This window comes from Maribacter sp. MJ134, from assembly GCF_003970695.1.
GTDB lineage: Bacteria > Bacteroidota > Bacteroidia > Flavobacteriales > Flavobacteriaceae > Maribacter.
In genome coordinates this window covers 1,034,068-1,060,563 of the sequence record NZ_CP034570.1, presented here as the reverse complement: position 1 = coordinate 1,060,563, position 26,496 = coordinate 1,034,068, and the positions used below count along the sequence as shown (strand labels likewise).

The window sequence follows — 26,496 nt, the reverse complement described above, 5'->3', positions numbered from 1 at the left end:
ATCATATGACCAAAAGAAGCATTTCTAAAAATACGACCCTACTGGTTTTTACCTTCATTTTCACAGTGTTCAACGCGGTAGGTCAGGAGATGAGTTTTGAGGAATACAATCCTACATCTACGCTAGTAGTGCCGGGAAAGGAGATAAAGCGGGCTAAATTTCCTTTTATCGATGTTCACAGTCATCAGCGGGATATGTCCGTTGGAAAACTAACTTCATTGGTAAAGGATATGGAGTCCTTAAATGAGGGTATTATGGTAAATCTCAGCGGTGGTTCCGGGGCAAGCCTTAAAAGTAAAGTGGATAACATCAACAAAAGCTTCCCGAACCGATTCGTTGTATTCGCCAATGTCGATTTTTCTAATGTGGATGGTGCCGATTGGGGTGAAAAAGCCGCACAACAATTAGAGCAGGATATAAAAAATGGCGCTAAAGGGCTTAAAATTTTTAAAAGTCTAGGACTGCGCTATAAGGATTCCAATGGCGAAAGATTGGCCATAGACGATGCTCGTTTGGACCCTATATGGGCTAAGTGTGCAGCAATGGGTGTGCCAGTACTCATCCATGCAGCGGACCCCAAATCGTTCTGGGACGATATGAACGGTGATAATGAGCGTTGGCTAGAATTAAAGACACATCCCCGAAGAAAACGTTCCAGTACTGACCCTGCACCTTGGGAACAGATAATACAGGAGCAGCATAATGTTTTTAAAAAGCATCCGAAAACAAAGTTCATTAATGCACATATGGGTTGGTATGCCAATAATCTGGGAAAACTAGGGACACTCCTTGATGCCATGCCCAATATGAACGTGGGCATTGCCGCAGTAATCGCCGAGCTAGGAAGACAACCGCAAAACGCTAGAGCGTTCTTTATAAAATATCAAGATAGAATACTTTTTGGAAAGGACAGTTGGAGACCTGAGGAGTTTCCCACCTATTTCCGTGTGCTCGAAAGTAATGATGAGTATTTTCCATACTATAAAAAATACCATGCTTTTTGGGCAATGTACGGCTTAAACTTGCCGGACGAAGTGCTCCGGAAGGTGTATTATAAGAACGCCCTTGAGTTGATACCTGGTCTGGACAAGACACTTTTTGAAAACCAATAGTTATTGTACTTCCTTTTCTTCTTTGGGAATATTTACAAGACCTTCCACATCTTGAAAAATACCACAGGACAGCTCTTTCCTTACCAGCGATGTGGATTTTTTCCTTTTAGTCAAGGCCTCAATTTCTTTATTTAAGAATTGCATACGATTAATTTATGCCTAAAACGTTCTATATTTCAGCTTGTTGTATAGTTCAGGATTAAAATTTTTCATTTTGTGTGATTTTTTTACTGTTCCGTATACCAATAAGAAAACCGGCAAGGCCAAATGGCTAAAGAACAAGTATTTTCCGCATTAATACGTGAGCATCAAGGGCTACTTTATAAGGTAGCATCGATATATACGAATACGAAACAAGACCAAGAGGACCTCTTTCAGGAAATCGTATACCAACTTTGGAAGTATTTTGATTCGTTCCGAAACGAATCAAAAATAACCACTTGGATGTATCGGGTAGGCATGAATACGGCCATAACCTATTTAAAGAAATCCAAAAGGAAAGAGATCAATGCCGTTCCTATATCCGAAGTCGTTGTGGGCAGTAGTGAAGTATTGGATGAAGTTTACGAAGAGCGTTTAAAGCAGTTATATCATCATATACGACACCTGAACGCCTTGGAAAAAGGACTGATGCTCTTACTGTTAGAGGGAAAAAGCTATAAAGAAATGGCCGAGATTACCGGATTGAGCGGCTCTAATATAGGCACGAAAATCTCCCGGATCAAATCGAAACTAAGAAACAACATGACAAAAAATTAACTCATGGAACTAGAAGAATTACAAACGGCATGGACAGCGATGAGCCACGAATTGGAAAAACAAAAGGAACTTACTAATGATATTATTATGGAAATGACAAAAGAGAAATACAGAGCTAAATTTAGGACCATTACCAATTATGAAAAAGCGGGAACTTTGGTCTGTGTGGCATCCGCGTTATTCATTTTAATACAAGTGAATAAGCTAGATACCTGGTATTTGCTTGCTTGTGGGCTGTTTGCCGTATTATTTAGTATACTCTTGCCTTTCTTGGTCCTGCGTTCCCTTAAGCGTATTCGCCAATTGGATATTATTAATTTAAACTACAAAGACGCACTACTTAAATACACCCAAGCAAAGGCCAATCTGCTGAAAATACAGCGTTATGGGAGTTTTGCCTCCATGTTATATTTGGCTGCTTTTTTACCTACCGTAGCGAAGATACTCAATGACAAAAACCTTTTTTTAGAGCCCTCTAGTTTGCTATGGAAACTTGGCATAATGGCTATTTTTTTGACACTTTTTACCCTTTGGGGTTATGGTCATTACAAGCGTATTACCAATGCTGCGGAGCAATTGATAAAAGATTTGGAATAGGGTGAAAACTCACTCCGTCAACTTTTTCTGAATATAGTTTAAAATTAACATCCAATTCATTTTTAATAGGAGGGAGGCGGTGGGTACATTGTCATCCGCAATGGCGGAAATTATCGCATCATGCTGGTTATCGGATTTGTTATAGAACGAATCGTCCGTCATGAATGCCCTTTCATAAAAGAATATGCGCGTTTTTAAATCATTTAAAATTTGTAAGGTCAAATCGTTTTCATATCCTTTGGTAAGCAATCTATGAAACTCTAAATCGGCTTGTATGCGTGACAGTGCATCCTTTGCGTCTTCAAAAACCTGTTGTTGCAGCTTAAGCGCTTCAATATCCTGCGTATCGAATTCCGAATTTTCAATGGCCATAACCTCTAAACTGGCCACGAGATTGTAGAGGTCTTCCGCTTCTTTTACATCCAGCTCGGCTATAATAAAACCTCTATTGGGTATGGCCTTGATGATATTGGCCTGCTGTAATTGGGTCAGGGCTTCGCGAATAGGGGTAACGCTGATATTCAATTCTCTTGAAAGTGCAGCCAAATTTATGGTTTTTCCTATTTGAAGCTCACCCCTAACCATTTGGCTCAAAAGATGATCCCGTACTTGCGTTCTTAAATTTACTTTCCTTATCATATAATCGTATATCGTATACGATTTAAACTAGAAATTCTAAAGTTTATTGCTGTACACCCCAGTGTTAAGCCATACTAATTAAATGAGTAGTACAAGAATGAATCAATTCTGCTATGTTAAAGTACTAACTATCAACCTAACAACTTATAATAAATTTAATTACCTCCCGTTCATATTATTCACACCCACAAACAAATAATATGAAAATTTCAGTAGCAGTATTTAAAAGAATCGCCCTTATTATGATGGGCGCGGTTGTCATTCTTAGTTGTAGTGATGAAACGGAAACAGAGGAAAACGTGGAACTTACCTCCACAGAACTTAAAACTATTTTGGAAACCGACGATGTTTCCGGATCAGTAGATACGGTTTTATCAGATTTATATATGAATAATAGTACTTCAGGTAAATCGGCTAAAAACGACGATTGCTATAATGCGGAATATACAGACACCGGCTATACGGTGACTTTTAACAACTGTGTTTTAAACGGTAGCGACAATGTGAACGGTACTTTAGTGGTTACCTACAATTTAGATAATGAAACTGCCTCGTATACGGCAGTTTATGAAGATTTTTATGTAGGTGAAATTAAAATAAACGGTACTAGAACCTATGTTTTAAGCGGAAATTCCAACGAAAATGGGGTTTCGTTCGCAGTAACGAGTAATATGTCCCTGGTATTAGAAGATGGTTCCACTGTTTCAGAAAATGGAACAAAGACATTTGGAATTACTTTTGGAGATAGTCTTGAGTCCACCACATTCTCCATTGAAGGTGACTGGACATTAATGGCCGATGGTAACACATATAATGTAAGCGTAATTTCTGCTTTGCAAGGTAATCTAAACTGTGCATACCTTAATACTGGCAACATGACCATAGATAAAAACGGTTTAACGATAGGTGTAAATTTCGGAGACGGTACTTGTGACGACATAGCGTTAGTAACGTACCCCAACGGCGTAGAAGAGGAAATTACCTTGAAGAATTAAGCATAAATTCAGTCATTTAAAAAAACCCCTAATACCATATTAGGGGTTTTCTTTTATTTCATTACAATGGAAGGTAGGAAGCTCGCTTAAATTTTTGAAATAAAGAAAAGGATATGATTGATTAGGTCATATCCTTTATAGCTTAACTGCCGATCCATTAGGAAGTAAATTCCCTTCTCTGTTCCCAACGTATACGCTTACTACCTGAATTACTTGTAAAAAAAGCGAATTTTTTTGATGTCGTTGGGGATAAGTTCCTATAATGCTTCATAACCCCGATTTTTAATGATTGATGATTGTTGTAATTAGTGCATATGGTTCCTAACCTCTGCCCATTGTACCCTTTTGCTATTCCTGAAATTCGAAAAGAAAGAGTGTCTTCTTGATTCTGTTGGTGATTTTCTGTTGAAAGTTCTCATGATGTTCGTTTTTAATGATTGATGAAAATTGATTGATGATTGATGATTGTTGTAATTAGTGCATATGGTTCCTCACCTCTGCCCATTGTACCCTTTTGCTATTCCTGAAATTTGAAAAGAAAGAGTGTCTTCTTGATTCTGTTGGTGATTTTCTGTTGAAAGTTCTCATGATGTTCGTTTTTAATGATTGATGAAAATTGATTGTTGATTGTTATTGTTTTGCTTATGTCTAATAGACGAGGGTGAATAACTTTTGTTACAGTACTATGTAATAAAAGGTACTTTTTTTAACATTATTTAACAAAATAAAAATTATGAAATCATTTAATTAATTGATTTTCAATGTTTTAAATAAATTCATGCGCTACGCTTTAATTAAATAAAAACAGGATAAACGAGTAAAAAGATGCTCAAACACAGCTTCGCATATTCTTGTCTGCACAGAAAATCCTCAGTTTTATACCGTATATGCCTTTGTGAAAGTGGTCGGGCAGTAAGCTTTTAAATGTACTCGATATCGAATTCTGTAATGATACAAAACTTGCGTTTTAATAAATGGAGGCTTTACTTCTAATACCATGTAGCCTGCCTTAGGATCCTTTGCTTTTGATACAGAATAAAAATTGGTACAGAAGAGGACAGGAGGGATGTGTTATTCACACCCCTACCGTATTCGTTTAGAAGGGTATGCCAAAAAAAGGTTACAATGTTTTTAAGTATTCCAAGAGCGCCAATCTTTCGGTATTGGTAAGCTCATCTCCGAATATATGTCCGCCATTACCATAACCTTTAAGGTTAGTGTTATAGGTGTTCTTATCGGACTGGCCTGTTTCTACCGTATAATTCCAACCTACTTTAGTCGTGTCGTAATCAGCGTTATCAAATGACCTTTTCCAAAATTTGGGTCGGGCCTTACTGTTCAACATATCCATTAAAGTGGGTACCGAACCGTTATGAAGGTACGGCGCTGTAGCCCAAATACCATCCAGAGGTGGCGCAACATAACCACCCTCGGGAACTATTTCCAGTGGACTCCCGAATGTTCCGAACCAACCGTTGTTGAACCAATCTAGAAAATACGTGTTGAGCTCAGAAGGAGTGTTGTAATGATTAGATAATTCCGGGTCCGTTTGAATACTTTCCAAAGCCACAAGGAAATTTGGATACGTTTCTGGCTCCCCGTACGTACCATGACAGGAAGAACAGGTGTGTTCAAAAACTACTTTCCCTTCCCCAGCTAAATCCGAATCTACCTCAAAAGGGTAGTCAGGAGCCTCCAAACTATAGATATACGCGAGTATATCTTCTACTTTCTCATCAACTTCAATCGCTTTTTCCGTACCGTCAATGGTTAAAAGACTTGCCCCAATAAAGGACTTACAAAAATCCATTCTTCCCATGCCCGTATAAAACATAGCGTTTTTCTTCTTCAGTAACCACCAGGCAGGTACATCTGTCGGTATTACTTCATCTGTAAGCTCGATCAAAGGTTCATCTTGCCACACTAAAGTGTTCTTATCTCTATGGGAAATTAATACCTCTGTAATTTTATTCGCTGGGTTTACGCCCCTACTTTTAGTTAGAGTTTTTGGGCCAATAGCCAATATACTCTTTGAGAATTGTGCATAAGAAATTGCTTCTGGGCTGTCTGACCCATATATTGAATTAATGGCAGACGTTAGGAGCGGTACATTGTCCGCTCTATTACCCGTGTAATCACCATCATGTTGTCCTAATCCTATCACATAGGAATCATTCACAAAAGAAGAATGACAATTCAAACAGTTTGGCGCTACCGCCCTAACACCGTTTTTTGTCGTAAATGCGGTGTTGTCATAAGAAATAACGGCATTATCACCGGTTCTATTTAGGATGTTGGAATTATCCTCCCCATTTCCAAAAACCCATGCATCATATGGAATACCAGAGCTCATATAATCTCCTGTAAACATATAGGATTCTCCCGCAGCAGCATTTCCTGGCCTCTGGACGGACTCCGGGATTGCGGTAGTTCGTATAATTACGGGTTCAGGTTCTTCTACAACTTCTGGCTCCTCTATAATTTCCAATTCTTCCGCTAAATTTTCACTAGAGCAAGAAGGTAGTACCAGGATAAATGATAGTAAGCAAAGTAATTGAAATTTGTATTTCATCCTTGAATAGAGTCTATATAATCCATAAAAGTAATTAATGCCTTTATATTCTACCGATTATACGGTTAGATGGCCTATTTTGTCGACAAAAGACCTTTGTCAAATACTTACATTGGCTCTTACTTGAAAATTAAAATACAAATCTTATCTTTGCAACAATTCTGATAGCTTAGTAATTACACGTTACTTCCTTAACAAAGCGCAAGAACTTAGTACCATACGTTGTTATAAGTCGTTTATTCAAGTTCCTTTACATTGCTATAACTCAGATGTACAACTTATAATATTTTAAAATTATCAATGGCAAAATCGCAACAGACATTTAATAAAACTGAAAAAGAAAAGAAGCGTTTAAAAAAACGTGAAGAAAAGAGGAAGAAAATGCTTGCTCGGAAAGCAGAAGCTAAGGAGAACGGTACTTCAGGTATTCCTTTGGCTTATGTAGACTTTAACGGAAATTTAGTGGATACACCGCCAGATCCTTCGATGAAAGTGGAAATAGAGGCGGAAGATATCGTCTTAGGTATTCCTAAGAAGGTTCCGGGAGAAGAGGAAGCTTTTGACCCTATTAGAAAAGGAAAGGTCTCTTTCTTCGATTCTTCAAAAGGATTCGGTTTTATAATTGACGCTGAGAACAACGAGAAGTACTTTGTTCATGTAAGTGGTCTTATCGATGAAATCATTGAGAACGACAATGTTTCTTACGAGCTAGAAAAAGGGATGAAAGGCATGAACGCTGTTCGTGTCAAAAAAATCTAAGGCTCTACACCGCCATTATTTGATTTGAGGGAAGCCAAACGTAATACGGGTTTAGTTATATTGGCCTTCTTCGCTATCTATGTTATTTGGGGTTCCACCTATCTATTAAACAAAATTGCAGTAACGGAGTTACCTGCGTTCATGTTAGCAGGTATGCGCTTTGTTGTAGCCGGGTTATTGATTTTTATAATCGCCAAAATCCTAGGTTTTCCCTTAAGGATTACAAAGAAGCAATTTATAAACACCATCAAGGCAGGATTCTTGTTCCTGACCTTTGGTAATGGAGTCGTTGTTTGGGCCCTACAGTTTGTGGATAGTGGCTTTGCCGCTTTGGAGGTTTCCGCTCAGCCTTTGGTAGTATTACTTTTAATGCGCTTACTACAAGGTAAAAGAATTCAACCCATGTCTATTGTAGGCGTCCTATTGGGTATTGTAGGCATCTATCTCTTAGTAAGTCAAAAACAGATTATAACCAAGGATGGTGCGGTTTTGGGCATGATGCTCATCTTCGCATGCATGTTGAGTTGGGCCTATGGTAGCCTGTTCGTAGGTAAGGCCGATTTACCGGCGAACTATTTTGTAAACACCGGTTATCAAATGGTTACCGGCGGCATTTCTATGTTTCTAATAAGTTTGCTAATTGGGGAACAATGGATTTCTCCTGCGGAATGGAGCCTTCCGGTGCTCTGGTCCATGCTTTTACTTATTGTTTTTGGAAGTATCGTAGCCTTTACGGCCTTTAATTATTTATTACAGGTGGTTTCTCCTGAAAAAGTGGCCACCTCGTCATACGTAAATCCAATTATAGCAATGCTATTGGGGTGGTACTTCCTAAATGAAGAAATTACAACGCAGTCCATAATCGCAGCGATAGTTTTATTAACGGGAGTTTATTTTATCAATACCAAAAAGAAGCTTACCCTATTTTCCCGTTTTTCTACAAAACAAGTTTCGGACGAAAAATCATAATACTATCCTTAAAAAGAAGGTAATGTTCAAAAAACTTAAGAAAATTATCTAACGTTAAAGTCATTATCAATCCTAAAAATCCAAGGTTGTAGGAAGCACATCTCCTATACTCATATCTCCAATTCCTATGGTTCCGATGCGTACCCTAACAAGTCTTACCGTAGGGAATCCCACAGCTGCGGTCATTTTTCGAACTTGTCTAAATTTACCTTCGGTAAGCGTAATGCTAATCCATGAAGTTGGTCTGTGCACTCCAATACGCAACTTGGAATCTGCCGGAGGCAAGATGGGAAGCCCTTGTAATTTAGCAACTTGGCAAGGCTTGGTGGTGTAGTTTTTTCCAAATAAGCCAATAATGACCCCTTTACGGAGCTGAATTAGTGCTGCTCTTGTTATAACACCATCCAATTGTGCGTAATATTCCTTTTCTATGTTCGCCTTGTTAATATGATTACTTAATCTTCCATCCGTAGTCATTAACAGTAATCCTTCAGACTTTTCATCCAAACGACCAATTGGCATTATTCCCGGAGAAAAATCATAGAGTTCTCCAAGGAACTTTTTCTTTCTAACCTGTCGCTTCTCACCGGAAGTTAACTGACTTAACATTCCAAATGGTTTATACAATTTGAAATGACTGGACTCGCTCATTTAGATGAAGATAATGAAGAATTTATACGGCAATACTTTCATTGGTCGGAAAGATACCCTTTTTAACCTAATGATTAGCAAAACCCTATAGAACATTGTACCTTTGCAGGCTCCCGAAAAAAGATAGTATGCAAGAGACCTTAATCGAATTACAGGATAAAAAGACGGATAAAGAGTTATATAGTTACCAGCAGGGTGCTATTCAGCAAATATTTGAAAAATTCGATAACGAGCGGGAAGATTACCACCTACTATACCAATTACCTACAGGTGGTGGTAAAACGGTTATCTTTTCTGAAATCGTAAGGCAATACCTGAAAAATCATTCTAAAAAAGTATTGGTAATGACCCATAGGGTGGAGCTTTGCAACCAAACCTCTAATATGCTTACCGATTTTGGCGTCATGAACAAGGTGGTGAACAGTAAGGCCAATTTGGATGACCAAGAGGAGTATAGCTGTTTCGTTGCCATGGTGGAAACCTTGAACAATAGATTAAATGACGACAAGCTGGATATTTCCGATGTTGGTCTCGTTATCATTGATGAGGCGCACTACAATTCCTTCACCAAGTTATTCAAGTTCTTTGAGAATTCGTTTATCCTCGGTGTAACGGCAACACCGCTGAGTTCCAATAAGGATTTGCCCATGAACGGCAATTACGATGAGCTGATTGCTGGGGAATCTATCGAAAATTTAATTGAAAACGATTTTTTAGCCAGGGCAGAGACCTTTCAATATGATATGGGCTTGACCTCGCTAGAAGTAGGTTCTAACGGTGACTACACGGTAAAGTCCTCATCGGACCTATATACCAGTGCTTCTATGTTGAACAAACTATTGGAAGCCTATACCAAGCATTCTAAAGGAAAAAAGACCTTGATATTCAATAATGGTATCGAGACTTCCGTGCAGGTATATTACACCTTTAAGAATGCAGGATTACCTATTATGCATTTGGACAACACCGCTACAAAAAAACAGCGAAAACAGATACTGAAATGGTTTAAGGAAACTCCGGATGCCATTCTTACTTCTGTCAGTATCCTAACCACCGGGTTTGATGAACCCACCATAGATACGATTATCTTGAACAGGGCCACCAAATCATTGACCTTGTATTACCAAATGATCGGAAGGGGCTCCCGTGTGCTTAATAACAAGTCAAAATTTACCGTAATTGACCTTGGGAACAACATGTACCGCTTTGGTCCTTGGGGTGCAGATTTGGATTGGAACGCTATTTTCAAGTCACCTAACTTCTACACGGACCGTATTAAGGACGATGAGGAGATAGAAGGTACTTTTAAGCATGACCTTTCCGAGGAAATAAAAGAAGAGTTCGCCAAATCGGAAAACACCTATTTTGATATTAAGGCAACCTATAAAGAGGCTACCTTCTCAGGGGAAAGTTCAAAAGTGGTTTTGGAGAAATCCATTGCCCAACATGCTTATATATGTATTGAAAACAGCGAAGATGTCTACGATGCCATTGCTTTGGCAAAACTCCTTAAGGAAGATATTGATAACAGAATACAGGTCTACGGTAAATGCATCAGTAAAAGCACCTATAATTTTATCAGTTGGTTAAAACTGGACTACCAGAAAAAACTAAATGCCTACCTCCGTGAGAATTTCGACAGGGTATTTGAGGATATTCATGGGTTTCCGCCAGAGGACTAGTAAACCGTATTCTTTTAACTCGCTGTTTTGGTTACGGATAGAAAACTTCTTTTTATCTATTAGAATTAGTGCATCCTATACCATTCATTTCCTATTTTTACAGGTATGGAAAAGGATTTAAAAATTGCTATTATTGGCGCAGGTGTAAGTGGTCTCATCGCTGCGCAAGTATTAGAAGCCAATGGCTTTTCACCAACTATTTATGAGAAGACCGATAGGGTAGGTGGTCGTGTAAAGACGGATATTATGGATGGCTATCAGTTAGACCATGGTTTTCAGGTTTTGCTAGATGCTTATCCCATGGCCAAAAAATATTTGAATTATGAAGAATTAGCACTTCAAAAATTCCTTCCTGGAGCCTTTATCTATAAAAATGGAAAAAAGGTAGTCATTGGTGACCCTCTAAGAAACCTATCCTTACTCTTCCCGACCCTTACCGCTGGTATAGGAACACTGTCCGACAAAATTGAAATTCTAAAGTTGAATACCGAGCTCAAGAAAAAATCCATAGAAACTATTTTTGAGGAAAAGGAAACCTCCACGATGGACTATCTTAAAAATAGGGGGTTCAGTGATGAAATCATCGACTTATTTTTTCAACCTTTTTTTGCGGGAATTTTTTTAGAGGAAGCACTAAGCACCTCGTCTAGAATGTTTCAGTTCGTTTACAAGATGTTCGGAACGGGTCATGCAACGCTACCAAAAGCAGGTATCGGTGCTATTCCTGAACAATTACACAGTACCCTAAAAACCACTGAGATCGTATATAATACCGCTTTAGTTAGTTGTGAGGATGGCAAACTGTTTTTTAAGGACGGAAGTACCAAAAGAGTGGACTTTATAATCATCGCCACCGAAGGTTCCGGTCTAGTGAAAAACCTGCGTAACCAAAAGGTACACTGGAAATCTTGCCAAACCCTTTATTTCACTACGCCTAAAAACAAGGACACAAGGCCATTGATAGGATTGGTCGCCAAAACGGACGCTTTTATCAACAATATCTTTTTCCATAACACTTTAAGCACGGAGAACTCTGGGTCCGATGAACTATTGTCGGTTACCGTGGTCAAGAATCATGAACTTTCGGAATCGGAATTGATCACCAAGGTAAAGACCGAGCTACAAGCAGAATGTAATATCGGTGACGTAAGCTATTTGAAGACCTACAACATAAAGAAGGCACTACCTGATTTAAAAGCTATTACCGCGAGCATATCCCCAACCGAAACGAGATTAACAGATGCTATTTTTCTAGCCGGAGATTATCTGGTAAACGGTTCTTTGAATGCGGCCATGCTGAGCGGCGAAAATGCGGCCTTGGGATTAATAGAGGTAGCCAAGGGCAAAAGCCTTTAATTGAAATGATAATAAACTTATATTTGATAGTGGGCAGCATCATTTAATCTATTTCTCGTCCTGATGAACAGAAGAATATTCACAAAACATACCGCCGCAGGTCTTGCCCTAGCATTACTTCCTAAACCTATCTTTTCTATGAATAAGAAGAAAAATTATAAGTTAGGATTACAAGCGTTTACCATCAGGGATGCACTGAAGAAAGACCTAATCGGAAGTCTTAAAACTGTAAAGTCGCTGGGTTATGCGGACCTTGAACTATATGGGTTCAACCCAGAGAACACCAATTATTACGGTCATGAAGCAGCTGAGTTTCGCAATATATTGAGCGATTTAGGATTGAGTTCTTCCAGTTGTCACTATGGATTTTCTGACTATATGGAAACATCCAGAGATGAATTAAATCGATATGTAGACGCCTGTATAAGCGGTGCAACCACTCTTGACAACAGCTATATCACCTGGCCATGGATGGCACCTGAACAGAGAACGGAAGCGACTTTCAAAAAGCTTCCGGAACTTTTGAACCATATCGGAGAACGAATTACTAAGGCCGGATTAGGTTTTGCCTATCATAACCATGATTTTGAATTTTTAACCTACGACGGCAAAACAGGTTACGAGCGGATTATTGATGAAACTGATCCGTCTTTGGTAAAACTGCAGTTAGATTTGTATTGGGCCGTACATTCTTCCCAAAAAAGTCCAAAGGAGTTAATCGCCATGGCACCCGAACGCTTTGTCATGTGGCACATTAAAGATATGGACAAGGTTACCCGAGATTATAGTGAACTGGGTAATGGTTCTATAGATTATGTAGCACTACTGCCTCAACTCGATACAAGTGCGTTAAAATATTATTACCTGGAACAGGGTGGTAATTATGCGACAAACTCCATGCAGAGTATTGCCGATAGCGCAGTTCATTTTAAAGAAAATTTACAACAATATTTATGAAAAACTTAAATTCTAGAATAGCAACATTAGTAGTACTATCCGCATTAGTTTTAGGACAATCCTGTAAAGAGAAGCCTACAGAAGAAGCCAAAGGCGAACCTATTGTGCAATATAATGAGCCTGCCTCGGTGCTTCCAATTGATAAATTAAAACTGCCTGATGGTTTTAAAATAGAGGTGTATGCCGACAGTATTGATGGTGCGCGCTCCATGGCCATGGGCGATAACGGCACCCTTTTCGTAGGCACTAGAAACGAAAATACGGTTTATGCCATTCAGGATAGGGACCATGATTTTGTAGCGGACAGAACCATTGTTCTAGACACAACCATGGAAGTTCCAAATGGTATAGCCTTTAAAAACGGCAGCCTTTATGTAGCAGAGGTAAACCGCCTATTGAAATTTTCGGATATTGAATCCCATCTTGATAGCCTGCCCGAACCAGAAGTCATTTATGACGACTACCCAGATGAATTTCATCATGGATGGAAGTACATTGCCTTTGGACCAGATGATAAATTATACATCCCTGTCGGTGCACCCTGCAATATTTGCGATTCCACCGTGGTTGACGAACGTTATGCTACCATCACAAGAATGAACCCGGACGGCTCCGATAGAGAGATCTACGCTAGAGGTGTTCGTAATAGTGTCGGGTTTACGTGGCATCCAGATACTAAGGAAATGTGGTTTACCGATAATGGTAGGGATATGCTAGGAGACGATATTCCCCCATGTGAATTGAATAGGGTTACGGAAGTTGGTCAGCATTTTGGCTACCCCTACTGCCATGGTGGGGTGGTAAAAGACCCTGAATTCGGTGACCAAAAGCCCTGTTCGGATTTCATTGCACCGGTACAAGCATTGGGAGCACATGTAGCTCCGCTTGGCGTTAAATTCAATACGGGTAAAATGTTTCCGGAAAAATATAAGGACTATGCATTTATTGCCGAACATGGCTCTTGGAACAGGAGTAAAAAAGTAGGGTATAGAATTTCTATGGTTAAGCTAGAAGATAATAAGGCAGCAGGGTACGAAACCTTTTTGAACGGATGGCTGGATGAGGCTTCTCAAGAGCGTTTTGGTAGGCCTGTGGACATATTGTTTTTAGAAGATGGCTCCATGTTGATTTCAGACGATTATGGAGATGCCATTTATAGGGTCAGCTACGAAGAACCTTTAGTCGCTCAAGTAAACTGACCCATCTTGTATATTGCTATTGTTCTGTATCTCTTATTTTAAATGAAAATGTGACACTGGCTAATAGCAGCACAAATGCAGACAGTTTAATGAGATAAACTCCATTATGGGGTAGTCCGCCATAATAATCCAAAAAAGGTATTCCGTTCAGGTTGGCATACGTTATAAAGAAGAAAACCATCTCAAATAGTTTTTTACCCTTTGAAATTATTCCGGCGAAGGTTGCCAAAAATAAGAGAAAACCAGCACCTAGAATTATGGCTGCGGCGGAGATAAAATCCTGTAATATGAGCAATCTAACCAACAAGGGTACTGCTAATAATATCAAAAATAACAGGCTTGAAAGTATTTGGGATAGAAACAGTCTTCTTACTGGTAGAAAAGAAGATAGTGTAAGGTAATGAACGTTATGGGCTCGTTCTTTTGTTACAATTCCAGAAATCCGATGTGCCTGTAAGAACCAGAGAATCGGAAGAACCATTTGATGTGCTATGCTCAAGGGAAGGAATGCCAAAAGTACCATTCCTATTAAATTGATGAGCCACAACCATTTCTTACCTCTTCGTACGAGCAATACAAATTCCGTTTTCAGAAGTGGAAGAACACTATAATTAGGTTCAACATGGGGAAGACGGTGTACATCTAGCTCGCCCGAAAATGGGGTAGTCTTAACTTTTTTGGTCATCTCCTTTTTAATGGAGGGCGCCTTTAAGTTAAATCTATGGAAAACCAAAGAAACTATAGCAGTTAGGGCGATACCCAATGCAATCCATAAGAACCTACTGATAATAAACGATATAGGAAAAGTTAGACCTTTAAACGTAAATGATTTTGCTTTGGTAACATTGCCCAATACATAGCCTATAGACAAATCTGTTTTTTCATCGGATTTGGTAATTTCCCTGACTGTCTGCTCAAAATGGTCCATTACAATAGTATTTCCAAATACATCCAATCCATATTGTAACTCGGTTTTTGGTGAGATAAACATAAACGAACAAAAGAGAAAAAAGAAAATTACATTTTGAAGTATAGCGTATTTTCCAAAAATCACCTCAAATAGTACCGCCAATACCGATATAAAGAACATAGAACATACCGTAATGACCAAGTAGGGTGTAATAAACTGTAAGGGTTCAAATGGAAAACCCGCATTATACATTGTGAATAATACAATGCTCATAATAAATACGAGTAGCACTATGGTCATCAGAACAAAGAAATTACTGATGACCTTACTGAACAAATACCTAAAATTACTAACGGGGGTGGAAGCTACAATTTGCCCCACCTTGGTAGCGATATCGGTTTTAATGCTATTGTTAACCAGGTAAAAACCGATTAAGGACAGAAATATACTCGTCATAATAGCGGTGACATAGCCAAACCAAGCTGAATTATAAGCGCCAACATAGTCTGCAATTCTTATGGTAGAATAACTGGCATTGGGTTCTGGCACAAAGGTATAGGCAATTACCAAACTCGCGCAGAGGGTAATTAAGAAGGTATAACTTCTTGTTCGCTGTAAATAATCATGTTTAACGGTGATGAAAAAAGATTTCATGAGTGCTGTTTTAAGGTGAGGGATTAAACAAATTGGGTTGAATTCATTTTGGTTGTATAGAGGTATGCATCCTCTAGATTGGCTTCTTTTTTAATAGCACCTGGGACGGGTGTTTTTGATATGAATCTAACTTTTAAATCATCGGCCTGTCTAGCTGTGCTTACAACCAAATTGTTTTCTCTAAAACTTCGAAGTGTCGCTTTATTCATAGTTGTTTCAAAAACACTTCCTTTAACCTTGGATATCAGTTGCTCCTGACTTCCATGAGCCCGCAGGGTGCCGTCTTTCATAATAGCTACCTTGTCCGCTATGGTATCAATATCCGATACGATATGCGAGGAGAGGATAACAATACAATCATTGGCCAAGTCTGTAATCAAATTTCGAAATCTTACACGTTCCTCAGGGTCTAAGCCTACAGTCGGTTCATCAAAAATCACAATCTTCGGATCATTCAATAGCGCTTGGGCGATACCTACACGTTGTTTCATCCCACCGGAGTAGGTTCCAATAGGCCTTTGAGCAGCATGCGCTAAATTTAGTCCCTCTAGTAATCCATTAATTTTCGATTTTAACTGATGCCCTCCTATGCCTTTCATCGCTGCGATGTATGCTAAAAATTCGATTGCATTTAGGTTTGGATACACCCCAAAATCCTGAGGAAGATAACCAAGTTGTTTTCGCATATAGTTGGGGTCTTTTACGATATTGTTCTTATTTAGAATAATGGCTCCTGAGGTAGGTTTGCCAATAGTGGCCACCAATCGTAATAAAGTAGATTTTCCTGCGCCATTGGGACCTAACAACCCTAGAATTCCTTTATCTATACTAAGGGAAAAATCCTTTAATCCAAATTTGTCTTTTCCATATTTCTTCGATACTTTTTGTATTTCCAATTCCATTGTTTTTGTTTTTAAGAACAGTGCTAAAGTCTCCTTAAAAACAGCCTATGACAAAAAAGAATGACCAACATACTTGGTTTCATGATGTAATATAAAAGGTCGTTAATCATTAAAAAAAGCTCTTTTAAATTGTACAATGAATGTTTCATCACGAAAAAGTGGATTTAAAACGCGTTCTAACTACTTTTGAAATAATCGACCTTGGGGCAAGCCCCATGGGATATCTGAAGAACAGCCAACAATTATTTCGATTCAAGAATCAGAGTATTATTAATATCGATTAGCAAGTAAAGAAAGTGAAGAGTATGATTGATTTAGATCAGTGGATAGATAACAAAATAGTTCAGAATGTCTTTATCTGGTCTTGTCTCTTTCTTATTTTGCTAGGCACGGTACAAGCAGAGAACAAGGTGCTTACCGTATTAGTGATCATAGTTATGATCGCACCTTCCGTATACATAAGCAACTTGTTAATTCTTCCCTATTTTAGAAAACATATTCCTACCTTTTTTATTTTATCCCTGCTCAATGCACTCTGCTTTACAGCGGTTGCCGTTGTTATCCTATCCTACGCCTTGGAACAAACTCCACAGTGGAAAATGTTCTTCAATTTATTTGGAGTCATACTCTTGGCCTTAACCTTTGGAACTGCATTAAAAATGGCCCGGGATAGCTTTGTCCGAAGACAAGAGGAGAAAACTGCAGAACTGAAGCTATTGAAAGCGCAACTAAATCCCCATTTCCTGTTTAATACCCTGAATAACCTTTACGGTCTATCTGTCCTTAAATCTGATAAGTTACCCGAGCTTATGCTAAAACTTTCGGATTTATTACGCTACAGTTTATACGACACTAAGGAGCAGTTCGTTTCCTTGGATAAGGAAATTCAGTACCTTGAAAATTATATCTCCTTAGAGCGGATAAGACTGGAGGACCAGACAGAAATCACCTTTAAAGTAAACGGAGAACCAGGTGATAAAGTTATAGCACCAATGCTTCTAATTGTTTTTGTTGAGAATGCGTTTAAACATTTGGGGAGCGCCCCAGGAATAAAGAGTAGGGTGGAAGTTAGGCTGAGCCTACGTGACAATATGCTTGATTTTTCCTGTATCAATACAACGGACAACTCCCGTAAAGAAACATCCTTGGAAAAAGGCAAGAGTGGTATTGGACTAGCTAATGCTAAAAAGAGGCTTTCATTTCTATACCCAAATACGCACGAGTTGAACGTGGAACAGGATAAAATGATGCATCACATAGGTCTTAAAATCAGGTTTTAATGAAGAAATTACAATGTATTATTGCAGATGACGAACCTATTGCTCGCCAGATACTGGAAAGGTATATTGAAGAGGTTCCCCATCTTGAACTTATTGGCTCTTGTAAAGATGCTTTTGAAGTGATGGAGATGTCACAAAAGCGTGCGGTGGACCTACTATTTTTGGATATTAATATGCCAAAACTCTCCGGTCTTAGTCTTCTAAAGACCATGCGTAACAAACCAGAAGTAATCATAACTACGGCATATGCGGCATATGCGGTTGAGGGATTTGAACTAGAGGTTAGAGATTATTTGTTAAAACCTTTTTCCTTTGAACGTTTTTATCAAGCTGTCCTAAAAGTTCAAAAAGAAGAGCAACCTAGCAATATCAATCAAGTAACGGTAAAGGAATCACCTGATTTTATTTTTGTGAAGAGTGATAAAAAAATCATCAAATTGATGCTATCCGAGATTAGCCATATCGAAGCCTACGGTAACTATGTCAAAATTTATACCGATACAAGAATACTTTCCGCCCATACACTGACGGATTTCTTAAAGAAACTCTCCGATGACTTTATCCGAATACATAAATCCTATGTCATCAATTTTAATCACTTAAGATTGATAGACGGAAATCAAATCATATTAGAAAATGAATTGAAATTTCCAATTGGCAAATCCTATAGAAAAGCTATTCTAGATAAAATATGACGTTTATAACTGGGGTATAATTTTCCTCGATAAACCTACTTCATCTAAATTTTATTTAGTTTTTTTGCCGCATGAAACGGTTAAATTATACACGGCTTACTGTCTTTGTGCACTTTTTAGGATTTTTTGTCCTATCCTCGGTGCTCTTTGCCCAAGAAAATAGCCAATATAATGGTCCATATAAAGTGGGGGATTATCAAGGCAAAGCTGCTTTTAATTATTTCCTTAAGAATAACGATACTATTCTAGACGGTTCGTTCTTAATGCAAAGGTCTAGCCTTGAGGCCTTATTGGAGGAGGAGGACTATTCCTTTCTTTTTAAAGGAAATTTTTCCAACAACTATCCCAACGGCCCATGGGTTTTGCAATTTGGAGAATTTAAATCGGACAAACAATCGGAGGTTATCGATTATGCCTATCGGGTAACCATCAGCGGAATTCAAGAAGAGGCAAAGGGAAGTATTAGTCAAGGAAAGCCAGACGGTAAGTGGTCTTACGAAGTCAATAAGATCGTGGATTCCGAGGTAGAGGAAATCGTATTTAAAAGTACTATTGATTTTGACAAGGGGGTTCCACAAAGTAGTTTCAGTATAGAGAATAGCACCAGAACCTTGGTAGGTCGATTTTTACGGAACGGGTTGGCTCACGATGAATGGGCCTTGTATGATTCGGAAGAATTGGGTGCGTCCGAAAGTTGGATATTCGATGATGGTGTATTAAGGTCTATACAACTTCAAGTAAATGGAACACTCAGGAACATTCCCGTTTTCAGTACGCTTACCGCACCAACGAAAACCGTAAATTTAGATAAGCGATATCTCGAGGCACTTCAGCTACAAAAATCCATTGGAGACACCACCAATATTTTCCGGGAGCGTATGACCAATTTGCTCGAAGAGAATGCAGCCTATTATAAAAAAATCGACACCGTACTTTCCAACTTAGGCGAAGCGGAATTTTTACCGGAGTTTAAGGTAAAATTGCCTTTCTACCCATTAAACGAGGAGGAAGCACAACAGTTGGATAGTATTAGTTCATTATACAGGTCGGCTGCGGCAATAAGCACCTCCTTTTTGGATAATTCCCAGCTGAATATTTTAAAACTTTCGGATAAGCAAGCGTTATACCTGTATACCGTAGTAGCTGCTATTAACGAGGCCTATCTTGTTCCTTTAGGGCAAATGAATATGTATAGGGAGCATGGAATTCTAGAGTTTGTTCCTAGAGCACACCTGATCAGCACATCTTGGATGGAGGGTCCACCTTCTACCACGATTCAATTAAAGGATTCTAGCCTGCAGAAAACTTCTTTCGAATTACCCGGATTCCCAGGTTTTGATATGAATACCAATACTTTATCCGCTGTACTTCAATGGAGCGGATACGCAAAGAATAGCTTGGAATATGTGCAGGATATTTTAAACGAAAAGTTAACCAAGGACAAGCGAGAGCAAGAGCTAATCGCCATAGAAAACCTTTTAATAGCCCAGAAAGAGACGCTAAACACTACGATAGACTCCTTGGAAAATCTTCAGAACAATGCTGGTAAAAAGGCACTGAACAGCATTCAAGAGGTTTCTGATGCCGGACTAAGCACTTATGCCAGTGAAAAAAACGTAAAGCTCAAATTGAGCAGAGCTAAAGCCCTTTCGTCGTGCATGAGACAACTCCAGACCTTAGCCTTGGCCGTAGGAAGTTTACCGGAACAATCAAAAAAAATAGAAAGTGAATACCAAGACCGTATCTGGAACCCCTTTATGGCTAACCTAATGAACGAGGAGGTCAAAAAAAGACTGACTGCAGCATATAGAAAAGTACTGCTCCCTTACTTCTTGGACGAGATACAAACTAATTTAAGTTGTGATAACGCAAGTGAACTTGGGAATTTGCTCCAGGAAACCTATCAACAAATGTTATTGCTTCGAAATGAGGAAACTTCAAAATTAGAACGAAAGTTAAAGAGGACCACGGAACCTAAAGTTGTTTTGGACTTACTTATGAACCATCCAATCGGCAAAGAAGATTAAGAATGAAGTACTTAAATAACATATGTAGTTCGTTATTGGTAGTCTTTCTACTAATGTCTTGTTTATTTTCAAGTGCTCAGGAAGAGGAGAAAGAGGTTTTACCTTTGGAATCTAAGTATAAGGAACCGGTTACAAAGACATGGATAAACACCTATGGAAATATCAGGATATCCAAACGCCTGTTCTGGGTAGCGCAAACGCATTTTAGGTTCGAGGAGACGGAAGCTACCCCGTTTGTAGGGCAAGTGGCTCAAATTTATAATAGACATGCCATTGGATATATCTACAATAAAAAAATCAATGCTGCTTTGGGTGGTGTGCTACGCCTCAATTTTAATACCGATGAAACTTCCGAAGACAGAAATCTAGTACCGGAATGGCGTATTTGGCATCAGTACCAATTCGCCATGCCCTTGTACAGTGCTATGATCTATCATCGGCTGCGTATAGAACACCGATGGACGCAGGGTTTTGAAGATAATAGTGAATATGTCTTCCGAAACCGCTATCGGTATATGTTCAGGGCAAAAATTCCTCTGAACAGTCACAAACTAGAACCTAAAACCCTTTATGTTTCTCCAGAAGCGGAACTTATTATGCAGAGCGGAAAGGTTGTGGTGGCAAGTCCCATGGAAGACCTACGTTTAACCACGACCATGGGGTATATTGTTACACCACGGCTTACGTTTGCCGCCGGCCTTATGTATTCGCAAGGGCAACAATTGAGCAATGGGGGTATATTTAAGCAGGCCTGGACCCTTCGATTTCATATGTATTTCTCTCCCGATTTTAGAAAAGTTAGAGATAAATTGCCTTCCATACATCTAAACGATTAAGGCATCCGTAAATTAAAGAGTAGATTTAAGGAACCATGAAAAAAAGAATTGCGCTACCATACAGCTTATTGATATTAGCAACAGGAGTTGCCGTATTCTTTATGTTTAAGACCAATGGGTTACAACGGGAATTGAACGAGAGCGAAAAGGCCAAAATAGCTTTGGATAATCGGACTTCACAACAAAAAGAACTGTTGCGTATCGATTCTATGCTGGTTGCAGGGAAGTACGAAGAAGCCATTACGTCTTACGGAAATACCCAACAGACCATTGATGATGGAAACAAGGTTATACCCTTAAGAATTGCCTTGGCAAAAAAATTACAAGAATTTAACGCTGAAAAGAGAACGGATTTGCTCTCGGACACCAATCTTAAAGATTCCGCCGCTTCTGAAATTGCGACGCCTAGGGAAATAAGACGTTATGATTCCATCAATTTTGCCCTTGAAAAGGCCAGAGTACAACTGAAAGGGATGCAGGCCCAGTTACGCAAAAAATCTTTCGGGGAATATTTGACCTTCAACAGCAAAAAAGGTAATACGATGCATTACGTGGGGCAGGTTAAAAACGGTATGGCTACCGGTACCGGTATTGCCTTGTTGGACACGGGAAGCCGTTACGAAGGGGAGTGGTTGGCCAATAAACGACATGGGGAAGGTATTTTTTACTGGTCGGATGGTCAACGTTACGAAGGCACCTACGAAGGAGATACCCGAAACGGCCTCGGTACTTATTACTGGCCAAACGGAGAAAAGTATACCGGACAATGGAAAGAGGACAAACGCAACGGCCAAGGTACTTTTTACGGCAAAGACGGTAAAGTTGTCAAAGGCATCTGGAAGAACGATAAATTGGTACAGCAGGCTAAAAAATAAACTTTAACTTTGGGCTGTATGCGGTTCATTTTCCTGAACCATCCCTTCTAGTTCTGTAAAGGTTTGCATTGCCCGCGCTGTTTTGGGCAAGGTCACTGAAAAAGTAGTTCCTTTCCCTTTTCCTTCGGAATCCGCCACAATTTCACCACCATGGGATACCACAATTTGTTTTACCATATATAGGCCTAAACCTGTTCCCTGTACATCGGCGTGAAACCGTTCAAAAGGGGAGAAGAGCTTTTTTAATGACTTGGCATCCATTCCAGAACCATTATCGATTACTTGAAATTTAGCAAAATCGCCTTCATCCAAAACCTTGATCTTGATCATAGGATGCTTTTGGTCACCCATATATTTGATGGCGTTGTCCAACAAATTCCCAAAAACTTGGATAATGCGGTTTCTATCACCATAAATTTGGGGAAGAATTTTTGGAATATCTAGCTTAATCTTACGAACTTCCAGTTTACCCCTGACCAGAACACTGGAATCTTCCAAAATTTGTTTTCCTTCTAAAAGCTCGTTTCTATTTTCTATTTTTCCAATCTTGGCAATTTTGGTAATATCGGCAATAAGCGTAGCCATGGTATCACAGGAAACATTGATCATTTCCAGGTACTTTTCCATATCCGGAAAGTCGTCCATAACCATTTCTAAGGGAATGAGGCTGGCGATACCCTTTATGCCACTCAAGGGGCTTTTTAAATCATGTGAAACGGCATAGGTAAAACGCTGTATTTCATCATTTTTGGTAGAAAGTTCATCCGCAGTTTTCATGAGCTTTTTTTGACTCAGCTGAAGTTCTTTGGTACGCTCATCAATTCTCCTTTCTAGCTTGGCCTGATAATGCCTAATCTTCTTTATTTTGTTATAGTAGTAAAAAAAGACAGCGCCTACGATACCAAGCACCACTAAGGACCTGAACCACCAGGTGGCCCAAAAAGGCGGGGTAATTTTAATGAAGAGCGTAGTTTCTTCATCGTTCCAGACACCATCGGCATTACTTGACTTTACCCGTAATTTATAATCTCCCGGGTCTATATTGGTGTACGTGGCGGAAGTTTTATTGCCCACATAGTTCCAATCTTTCTCAAAACCTTCTAAAAAGTAGGCATATTCAACTTTCTTCGCTGCCTTTAATGTAAGCGCTTGAAAATCAATATTGAAAACAGAGTGTTCGTGACTTAGGGTAATGGAATCAACTTGCCCAATGTCCCGTTTTAATACACCAAAATCGTCATTGGCATACACGGGTTTATTAAAGATTTTTAAACCTGACAAAACCACCTCAGGAACATCGTTCCCCTTTTCCGCTTGGGTTGACGTAAATATGTTAAACCCGTTATTTCCGCCAAACGCTATTTCGTACGTATTGGTTTTATAGAAAGCACTTGCATTGAACTCGTTTCCTTGAAGGCCGTCGAAAATATCGTAATTCAACATCTCCCCGGTATTGTCGTTGTATTTTATGATGCCCTTGTTGGTACTTAACCATAAAAGACCATATTCATCTTGCACAATCCCCTTAATAGCATCGTTCACAAGACCATCTGCCTTCGTTTTTACCTCAAAACGATCAGTAGATGCTATGTATTTGTGAAGTCCCGCCTGTGTGCCTACCCAAAGATTGCCGTAATCGTCCTGAGTAATACTATTGATAAAATCACTACGTATACCGGTTCTTTCGTTAAGGGTATGGTACTGTTTTGTGGACCAGCCAATTGACGTCTCCATCAGTTTAAAGACGCCCATCGTCTGGGTTCCGACCCATACGGCACCTTTATCATCTTGGAACAGTCTCGCAATAGTCCCGACATCCTTACCATCTATTGCGGACCTAATAGGAATGTCTTGATGTTTTTTAGTTTTTAGGTCATAGACCTGTAGGCCGCCATAAAGTGTCGCTATCCAAATTCGATTTTTGCTGTCCTTTAGAAGACCCATTACATTGTTAGAGGCTAAAAAAGAATTCTGGGTATTCCATATCTCATAGTCTTTGGTCTCGGTATTAAAAATACTTATTCCTTTAGCCCATGAACCGATCCACAATTCCTCTTCATCTACGGGAAGCAGCGAGAGTACGACATTGCTGTTCAACTTTCCATTATCCAGATTAAAGTGCTCAAATTCATTTTCCTTTCGGTCCCAATAATTTAGTCCACCACCATCCGTGCCTATCCACATATTACCAAATTCATCCTCACTAAAGCAATTGACGATGTTATTACTTAAAGAATTGGTATTGAAAGGGTCTACGGCCACGTGTTCAAATTTGTCGTAATCAGGATCATAAAAGCTAAGTCCCTTCTTAAAAAGGCCCATCCACATGACACCATCCTTGGTTCTACGAAGAGACCAGATGGAGTTGTTAGAAATAGAAGATGGCTTTTGGTGATTGGCCTTTATGGTGGATATGTTACCATCATAAATAGAATAGATAGAAAGCCCGGCATTTTCCGTAGCCAACCATAGATTACTCTGTACATCTTCCTCCATATCCATGATAGCATAGCCTGGACTTACATTTTTCTCCGCTACCAGTGCCAGTTCATTGCCTACAAGTTCATAATTCAGTAGCTTACCGTCCCTGGTGCCCATAAAAAACTGTAAAGGCCCAAATCTAAACGCACTTCGAATAAATTCAGGTGTTTTAAAGGAGTGTTTTACCTGTAGATTTATATCTATAACATGGCTTGAGGCTTGGGTTACCAAAAAAAACCGACCGTCTAGAAGTTCAAATATTTCAATAATATGGTTCTCATCTGGTTTACCCATTTCATGGGTTTCGAATGCTAAGCGCTTTGTCTCTCCTGTTGCTATGGAATAGCGATACAGCCCGTTTTGGGTAGTTCCCAACAAAAGATACGCTCCTGTTCTATGGATAACATTTATGTATTCGTTCTGTATTTCCTTACCCTGCGGTTTAAAATCGTAGGGCTTTACGATATCCAAGTTACGGTCATACCAATTTAAGCCCTTATATGTTCCTATGTAAATGATACCCTCTTCATCCTCGTAGATACGCTCTACATAACCGTTGGTTAGACCAACAGCACCATCAAGACTTTTGTCAAAAATCTGAAAATCGCTTCCGTTGTATTTATTCAGTCCGTTTGGGGTGCCTATCCATAAATATCCCTGACTATCTTGAAATATTTCGCTTACCGAACTGTGGGACATTCCAGTTTTTATATGCTGAAAGTTCAACGAATCAAGGGGATTCTGCGCCCATAAGTTTTGGGATTGTCCCAAATATAAAAAAGCGAGTGCCATGATAGCTATCGCATATGATTGTTCAACTCGCCCAAGAATCATAATAGTAGTAATTTTCTTTCAAATAACTACATATATTTCCGAATATTAAATTATTGTTGTGAAAGGTTAATAAGTTGTGGTCTATACACTTAGCAGAAGTTTAGTGGAATGCGCATTAGACAGAAACCCTTAGGGCACGTTCCATAAAATAGTTTTTAAACCGTTGCAATTTTGGATGTGATTTTTCTGTGTAAATAACGTACTGACACTTAAGAATACTCTGGGTAATGGATATTAATGCGCTACTGTCCGATTTTTGCAATAAAAACTCGGCATCATCGATACTGAAAATTTTTAGTTGTGAAGTACTTACCCCGTTGAGTAAAAATAATTTATTCATGGACTTTGGGGTGGTAATCAAGATATCTATCCCTTCAAAAATTTCCGACTTTTGCACATCGATATGTAGCTCCTCATACCCTACATAGACCCTTAGGTCATTATACTTGGTGTAATTTATAAACAAATCGTACATGGCCAGGGCTTTTTCCTTGTTTTGCACCAGTACTATTGCTCTGGGAGCGCTACCCACGGCTTCACATTTGAGTTTCTGCAAAGTGGTAAGGATTAAGGTCGTTGTTTTACCACTTCCGTTTGCTGCCATGCAAAAAACGTTTGCGCCACTTTTGATTGCCGGTATACTCTTTTCTTGAAATGGAGTAGGGGTCTTAATTTCTAAACGGGCTAAAGTGTCCAGAATATCCGGATGTAGTTTTTTAAATGGCATAGTGGTGACTTCTATTCAAAAAGGCACA

General features: G+C 39.2%; 23 protein-coding genes. 15 read left to right on the top strand and 8 right to left on the bottom strand.

All coding sequences use genetic code 11. From position 1 onward, the window contains the following. Positions 1-5: 5 nt before the first annotated feature. A complete protein-coding gene (locus EJ994_RS04630) occupies positions 6-1,112 on the top strand; it encodes an amidohydrolase family protein (RefSeq protein ID WP_126591422.1) in 1,107 nt (368 codons plus the stop codon). Here the strand turns inward: EJ994_RS04630 and EJ994_RS17390 are convergent, their stop codons facing one another. Next, a complete protein-coding gene (locus EJ994_RS17390) occupies positions 1,113-1,256 on the bottom strand; it encodes a hypothetical protein (RefSeq protein WP_164721421.1) in 144 nt (47 codons plus the stop codon). It abuts the gene before it with no gap. Positions 1,257-1,379: 123 nt separating this feature from the next. Here EJ994_RS17390 and EJ994_RS04625 point away from each other — a divergent pair, with 123 nt between their 5' ends. Together EJ994_RS04625 and EJ994_RS04620 are read left to right on the top strand one after the other, a co-directional pair. Next, on the top strand, positions 1,380-1,871 hold the full coding sequence (locus tag EJ994_RS04625; RefSeq protein ID WP_126591421.1) for an RNA polymerase sigma factor: 492 nt from the start codon (positions 1,380-1,382) through the stop codon (positions 1,869-1,871). A 3-nt stretch (positions 1,872-1,874) separates the two neighbouring features. Next, a complete protein-coding gene (locus tag EJ994_RS04620; RefSeq protein ID WP_126591420.1) occupies positions 1,875-2,468 on the top strand; it encodes a hypothetical protein in 594 nt (197 codons plus the stop codon). Between the two features lie 9 nt (positions 2,469-2,477). Here the strand turns inward: EJ994_RS04620 and EJ994_RS04615 are convergent, their stop codons facing one another. Then, positions 2,478-3,107: a GntR family transcriptional regulator gene (locus EJ994_RS04615; RefSeq protein ID WP_126591419.1), complete on the bottom strand. Its 630-nt coding sequence runs from the start codon at positions 3,105-3,107 to the stop codon at positions 2,478-2,480. Between the two features lie 200 nt (positions 3,108-3,307). Between EJ994_RS04615 and EJ994_RS04610 the strand changes: the two genes are divergently transcribed. Further along, positions 3,308-4,102 carry a hypothetical protein gene (locus EJ994_RS04610; protein WP_126591418.1) on the top strand — a complete coding sequence of 265 codons (795 nt, stop codon included), beginning with the start codon at positions 3,308-3,310 and terminating at the stop codon, positions 4,100-4,102. Between the two features lie 1,120 nt (positions 4,103-5,222). On the opposite strand, the gene EJ994_RS04605 is transcribed toward EJ994_RS04610, so the two are convergent. Then, positions 5,223-6,674 (bottom strand): hypothetical protein, encoded by a 1,452-nt coding sequence (locus tag EJ994_RS04605; RefSeq protein ID WP_126591417.1) that lies wholly within the window; start codon positions 6,672-6,674, stop codon positions 5,223-5,225. 300 nt (positions 6,675-6,974) lie between these two features. Here EJ994_RS04605 and EJ994_RS04600 point away from each other — a divergent pair, with 300 nt between their 5' ends. Together EJ994_RS04600 and EJ994_RS04595 are read left to right on the top strand one after the other, a co-directional pair. Continuing rightward, on the top strand, positions 6,975-7,433 hold the full coding sequence (locus EJ994_RS04600) for a cold-shock protein (RefSeq protein WP_099574994.1): 459 nt from the start codon (positions 6,975-6,977) through the stop codon (positions 7,431-7,433). A 24-nt stretch (positions 7,434-7,457) separates the two neighbouring features. Continuing rightward, positions 7,458-8,402: an EamA family transporter gene (locus tag EJ994_RS04595; protein WP_126591416.1), complete on the top strand. Its 945-nt coding sequence runs from the start codon at positions 7,458-7,460 to the stop codon at positions 8,400-8,402. Positions 8,403-8,474: 72 nt separating this feature from the next. On the opposite strand, the gene EJ994_RS04590 is transcribed toward EJ994_RS04595, so the two are convergent. Then, positions 8,475-9,053 carry a pseudouridine synthase gene (locus EJ994_RS04590; RefSeq protein WP_126591415.1) on the bottom strand — a complete coding sequence of 193 codons (579 nt, stop codon included), beginning with the start codon at positions 9,051-9,053 and terminating at the stop codon, positions 8,475-8,477. 128 nt (positions 9,054-9,181) lie between these two features. On the opposite strand from EJ994_RS04590, the gene EJ994_RS04585 reads away from it, so the two are divergent. The 4 genes from EJ994_RS04585 to EJ994_RS04570 all read left to right on the top strand — a co-directional run bounded on the left by EJ994_RS04585 (position 9,182) and on the right by EJ994_RS04570 (position 14,247). Continuing rightward, on the top strand, positions 9,182-10,735 hold the full coding sequence (locus EJ994_RS04585) for a DEAD/DEAH box helicase (protein WP_126591414.1): 1,554 nt from the start codon (positions 9,182-9,184) through the stop codon (positions 10,733-10,735). Between the two features lie 105 nt (positions 10,736-10,840). Continuing rightward, on the top strand, positions 10,841-12,091 hold the full coding sequence (locus EJ994_RS04580; RefSeq protein ID WP_126591413.1) for an NAD(P)/FAD-dependent oxidoreductase: 1,251 nt from the start codon (positions 10,841-10,843) through the stop codon (positions 12,089-12,091). Between the two features lie 63 nt (positions 12,092-12,154). Then, positions 12,155-13,048 carry a sugar phosphate isomerase/epimerase family protein gene (locus tag EJ994_RS04575; protein ID WP_206507172.1) on the top strand — a complete coding sequence of 298 codons (894 nt, stop codon included), beginning with the start codon at positions 12,155-12,157 and terminating at the stop codon, positions 13,046-13,048. Beyond that, complete coding sequence (locus tag EJ994_RS04570) at positions 13,045-14,247, top strand: PQQ-dependent sugar dehydrogenase (protein ID WP_126591412.1); 1,203 nt, start codon at positions 13,045-13,047, stop codon at positions 14,245-14,247. The genes EJ994_RS04575 and EJ994_RS04570 overlap by 4 nt, the downstream gene beginning before the upstream one ends. 16 nt (positions 14,248-14,263) lie before the next feature. Here the strand turns inward: EJ994_RS04570 and EJ994_RS04565 are convergent, their stop codons facing one another. Continuing rightward, complete coding sequence (locus EJ994_RS04565; RefSeq protein ID WP_126591411.1) at positions 14,264-15,811, bottom strand: hypothetical protein; 1,548 nt, start codon at positions 15,809-15,811, stop codon at positions 14,264-14,266. 23 nt (positions 15,812-15,834) lie between these two features. After that, on the bottom strand, positions 15,835-16,713 hold the full coding sequence (locus EJ994_RS04560; RefSeq protein ID WP_126591410.1) for an ABC transporter ATP-binding protein: 879 nt from the start codon (positions 16,711-16,713) through the stop codon (positions 15,835-15,837). A 305-nt stretch (positions 16,714-17,018) separates the two neighbouring features. Here EJ994_RS04560 and EJ994_RS04555 point away from each other — a divergent pair, with 305 nt between their 5' ends. The 5 genes from EJ994_RS04555 to EJ994_RS04535 all read left to right on the top strand — a co-directional run bounded on the left by EJ994_RS04555 (position 17,019) and on the right by EJ994_RS04535 (position 22,426). Further along, positions 17,019-17,993, top strand: coding sequence for a sensor histidine kinase (locus EJ994_RS04555; RefSeq protein ID WP_126591409.1), 975 nt, complete (start codon positions 17,019-17,021; stop codon positions 17,991-17,993). After that, positions 17,993-18,688 (top strand): LytR/AlgR family response regulator transcription factor, encoded by a 696-nt coding sequence (locus tag EJ994_RS04550; RefSeq protein ID WP_126591408.1) that lies wholly within the window; start codon positions 17,993-17,995, stop codon positions 18,686-18,688. Before EJ994_RS04555 ends, EJ994_RS04550 begins: the two co-directional genes overlap by 1 nt. A gap of 71 nt (positions 18,689-18,759) precedes the next feature. Beyond that, positions 18,760-20,715: a hypothetical protein gene (locus EJ994_RS04545; RefSeq protein ID WP_126591407.1), complete on the top strand. Its 1,956-nt coding sequence runs from the start codon at positions 18,760-18,762 to the stop codon at positions 20,713-20,715. Positions 20,716-20,717: 2 nt separating this feature from the next. Further along, complete coding sequence (locus tag EJ994_RS04540) at positions 20,718-21,551, top strand: DUF2490 domain-containing protein (protein WP_099575001.1); 834 nt, start codon at positions 20,718-20,720, stop codon at positions 21,549-21,551. Between the two features lie 35 nt (positions 21,552-21,586). Further along, the gene (locus EJ994_RS04535; RefSeq protein ID WP_126591406.1) at positions 21,587-22,426 is read left to right on the top strand and encodes an MORN repeat-containing protein; all 840 of its coding nucleotides are present in this window, start codon (positions 21,587-21,589) and stop codon (positions 22,424-22,426) included. 3 nt (positions 22,427-22,429) lie between these two features. Here EJ994_RS04535 and EJ994_RS04530 read toward each other — a convergent pair whose 3' ends face one another. Together EJ994_RS04530 and EJ994_RS04525 are read right to left on the bottom strand one after the other, a co-directional pair. Next, positions 22,430-25,741 (bottom strand): two-component regulator propeller domain-containing protein, encoded by a 3,312-nt coding sequence (locus EJ994_RS04530; protein ID WP_241240850.1) that lies wholly within the window; start codon positions 25,739-25,741, stop codon positions 22,430-22,432. Between the two features lie 115 nt (positions 25,742-25,856). Continuing rightward, the gene (locus tag EJ994_RS04525) at positions 25,857-26,468 is read right to left on the bottom strand and encodes a DEAD/DEAH box helicase (RefSeq protein ID WP_126591405.1); all 612 of its coding nucleotides are present in this window, start codon (positions 26,466-26,468) and stop codon (positions 25,857-25,859) included. Positions 26,469-26,496: the final 28 nt, after the last annotated feature.

Coding starts and splice junctions, on each gene's coding strand:
- EJ994_RS04625 (WP_126591421.1), top strand. CDS start 1,380: ATGGCTAAAGAACAAGTATTTTCCGCATTAATACGTGAGCATCAAGGG.
- EJ994_RS04620 (WP_126591420.1), top strand. CDS start 1,875: ATGGAACTAGAAGAATTACAAACGGCATGGACAGCGATGAGCCACGAA.
- EJ994_RS04575 (WP_206507172.1), top strand. CDS start 12,155: ATGAACAGAAGAATATTCACAAAACATACCGCCGCAGGTCTTGCCCTA.
- EJ994_RS04530 (WP_241240850.1), bottom strand. CDS start 25,741: ATGATTCTTGGGCGAGTTGAACAATCATATGCGATAGCTATCATGGCA.
- EJ994_RS04600 (WP_099574994.1), top strand. CDS start 6,975: ATGGCAAAATCGCAACAGACATTTAATAAAACTGAAAAAGAAAAGAAG.
- EJ994_RS04570 (WP_126591412.1), top strand. CDS start 13,045: ATGAAAAACTTAAATTCTAGAATAGCAACATTAGTAGTACTATCCGCA.
- EJ994_RS04550 (WP_126591408.1), top strand. CDS start 17,993: ATGAAGAAATTACAATGTATTATTGCAGATGACGAACCTATTGCTCGC.
- EJ994_RS04590 (WP_126591415.1), bottom strand. CDS start 9,053: ATGAGCGAGTCCAGTCATTTCAAATTGTATAAACCATTTGGAATGTTA.
- EJ994_RS04525 (WP_126591405.1), bottom strand. CDS start 26,468: ATGCCATTTAAAAAACTACATCCGGATATTCTGGACACTTTAGCCCGT.
- EJ994_RS04555 (WP_126591409.1), top strand. CDS start 17,019: ATGATTGATTTAGATCAGTGGATAGATAACAAAATAGTTCAGAATGTC.
- EJ994_RS04560 (WP_126591410.1), bottom strand. CDS start 16,713: ATGGAATTGGAAATACAAAAAGTATCGAAGAAATATGGAAAAGACAAA.
- EJ994_RS04585 (WP_126591414.1), top strand. CDS start 9,182: ATGCAAGAGACCTTAATCGAATTACAGGATAAAAAGACGGATAAAGAG.
- EJ994_RS04605 (WP_126591417.1), bottom strand. CDS start 6,674: ATGAAATACAAATTTCAATTACTTTGCTTACTATCATTTATCCTGGTA.
- EJ994_RS04545 (WP_126591407.1), top strand. CDS start 18,760: ATGAAACGGTTAAATTATACACGGCTTACTGTCTTTGTGCACTTTTTA.
- EJ994_RS04610 (WP_126591418.1), top strand. CDS start 3,308: ATGAAAATTTCAGTAGCAGTATTTAAAAGAATCGCCCTTATTATGATG.
- EJ994_RS17390 (WP_164721421.1), bottom strand. CDS start 1,256: ATGCAATTCTTAAATAAAGAAATTGAGGCCTTGACTAAAAGGAAAAAA.
- EJ994_RS04630 (WP_126591422.1), top strand. CDS start 6: ATGACCAAAAGAAGCATTTCTAAAAATACGACCCTACTGGTTTTTACC.
- EJ994_RS04565 (WP_126591411.1), bottom strand. CDS start 15,811: ATGAAATCTTTTTTCATCACCGTTAAACATGATTATTTACAGCGAACA.
- EJ994_RS04540 (WP_099575001.1), top strand. CDS start 20,718: ATGAAGTACTTAAATAACATATGTAGTTCGTTATTGGTAGTCTTTCTA.
- EJ994_RS04615 (WP_126591419.1), bottom strand. CDS start 3,107: ATGATAAGGAAAGTAAATTTAAGAACGCAAGTACGGGATCATCTTTTG.
- EJ994_RS04535 (WP_126591406.1), top strand. CDS start 21,587: ATGAAAAAAAGAATTGCGCTACCATACAGCTTATTGATATTAGCAACA.
- EJ994_RS04580 (WP_126591413.1), top strand. CDS start 10,841: ATGGAAAAGGATTTAAAAATTGCTATTATTGGCGCAGGTGTAAGTGGT.